This is a genomic window from Pseudonocardia adelaidensis (assembly GCF_039543345.1).
Classification (GTDB): Bacteria; Actinomycetota; Actinomycetes; order Mycobacteriales; family Pseudonocardiaceae; genus Pseudonocardia; species Pseudonocardia adelaidensis.
In genome coordinates, this window is the sequence record NZ_BAABJO010000081.1 from 1 (window position 1) to 1390 (window position 1390).

1 protein-coding gene is annotated in these 1390 nt (G+C 71.7%); it reads left to right on the top strand.

Annotation, left to right across the window (positions count from 1 at the left end):
- Positions 1-229: 229 nt before the first annotated feature.
- On the top strand, positions 230-1390 hold a 1161-nt coding region (locus ABEA81_RS42280), incomplete at its 3' end, for an IS110 family RNA-guided transposase (RefSeq protein ID WP_345613693.1).

Here is a 1390-nt window from a genome sequence, read left to right on the forward strand (position 1 = left end):
TTCCTACGGGCCCCGTGATCATGGTGGGGTTCGTTGAAGGGATCCGGCGGGAGCCGGGGTGACGGCCTGGTGGGGTCGCTCGTGGAGGGCCTGCATGACACTGCCGCCCCCGGCTCTCGCGGGGCTGCCGACCGGCAACAGGGAGACGCGCCGTAGAGCGCCGGTTAGTGACCACCCGGGAGCCGGCCCCGCTGCTGCCGGGTCGTCGCTGCCACTGCAAGGAGTCACGTTGTCTCTTGCGCTGCCCGAGGCGCTGTTCTTCGTCGGGATCGACTGGGCCGCGGCCGAGCACGCGGTGTGCGTCACCGATGCGACCGGCAAGATCGTGTCCCAGTTCGTGGTCAAGCACTCCGCGGACGGGATCGCCGCCCTGGTCCGTCGCCTGGCCAGGCTGGGGGACCCGGCGGACATCCCGATCGGGATCGAGCGCCCGAACGGCCGGCTGGTCGATCTGCTGCTCGAGGCAGGGCACCCGGTGGTGCCGGTCAAGCCGAACGCGATCAAGACCTGGCGTGAGGGCGAGGTGCTCTCCGGTGCCAAGTCCGACGCCGGCGACGCCGCGGTGATCGCCGAGTACCTGCGGCTGCGCCAGCACCGGCTGCAGGTGGCCGTCCCGTACTCGCCGCAGACCAAGGCGCTGCGCATGGTGGTGCGCACCCGCGCCGACCTGGTCGAGATGCGGGTCGCGGCCATCAACCAGCTCTCCGCGCTGCTGGAGGCGTACTGGCCCGGCGCCAAGGCTGTGTTCGCCGATGTCGAGTCGCCGATCAGCCTGGCGTTCCTGACCCGCTACCCGACCCCGGCCGCGGCCGAGCGGCTCGGCGAGAAGCGCATGCAGGCGTTCTGCGTCAAGCACGGCTACTGCGGCCGGCGCCCGGCCGCGGAACTCGTGCGCCGGCTGCGCCAGGCGCCGGCCGGCACCACCGACGAGACACTCACCGAGGCTCTGCGCGATGCCGTCCTCGCCCTGGTCGGCGTGCTGACCGCGCTCAACACCGCGCTCAAGGACCTGGACCGCTCGTGCGCCGCCCACCTCGGGGAGCACCCGGACGGGAAGATCTTCACGTCGCTGCCAAGGTCGGGTCAGATCAACGCCGCCCAGATGCTCGCCGAGTGGGGCGACTGCCGCCAAGCCTACGACGACCCCGACTCCGTGGCCGCTCTCGCCGGCGCCACCCCGGTCACCAAACGTTCCGGCAAACACGAGGCCACCCACTTCCGCTGGGCCTGCAACAAGCGCTTCCGCAAGGCGATCACCACCTTCGCCGACAACAGCCGCCACGCCAGCCCGTGGGCCGCCAAGATCTACCGCGACGCCATCGCCGCCGGCAAAGACCACCCCCACGCCGTGCGCATCCTGGCCCGCGCCTGGATCCGCGTGATCTGGCGC